The organism is Stenotrophomonas maltophilia group sp. RNC7, assembly GCF_030910085.1.
Lineage (GTDB): Bacteria > Pseudomonadota > Gammaproteobacteria > Xanthomonadales > Xanthomonadaceae > Stenotrophomonas > Stenotrophomonas sepilia.
Window position 1 is genome coordinate 1 of sequence record NZ_JAVFVN010000853.1, and the last position, 655, is coordinate 655.

At 31.9% G+C, this 655-nt stretch carries 1 protein-coding gene; it reads left to right on the plus strand.

Annotated features, from left to right (window positions below):
- Positions 1-128: 128 nt before the first annotated feature.
- Positions 129-584 (plus strand): urease accessory protein UreE, encoded by a 456-nt coding sequence (locus tag RCF13_RS20265; protein WP_000582801.1) that lies wholly within the window; start codon positions 129-131, stop codon positions 582-584.
- The last annotated feature ends 71 nt before the right edge of the window (positions 585-655 follow it).

The following is a 655-nucleotide window of genomic DNA, read 5'->3' on the forward strand; positions in this document are numbered from 1 at the left end:
CAGAAATTGAAGTGGATCCGCAGACATATGAAGTTAAAGTTGATGGAAAAGTAATCACGTGTGAAGCAGTAGATGTACTACCTATGGCTCAAAGATATTTTTTATTTTGATATAACGGGGGAGATAAAATGATTATTGAAAAAATTAATAACAATGTATGCAATATGGATGATTTTTCAAATACAAAAAAGCATCTTGATAAAATATTGATTTCTAGTGAGCTTTTACTGAAGAGGGTTCAGAAACTATATTCAGAATCTGGTTTTGAAATTGGGGTGTCTTTAGGTAGTGGAGAAACATTAAAGAACGGTGATATTTTATATGAAGATGAAAATCGAATTGTATATATTGAAGTATTACCAGAAGAAGTAATTGTAATTACTCCAACATCAATAAAAGAAATGGGAATCATTGCTCATAACTTAGGCAATAGACATTTACCAGCACAATTCGATGAAGGGTGCATGATTTTGGCGAATGACTACTTAGTAGAAGATTTGCTTAAAAAGGAAGGTGTTCCTTATCAAAAAGAAAATAGAGTATTACCAAAACCGTTCAAGCATGCTTCACACAAACATATTTAACCTACTTAACCTACTCCAAATTAGTGATTCTAACTTCCCAACAGGAAGTTTTAGTCACTCTTTTGGATTAG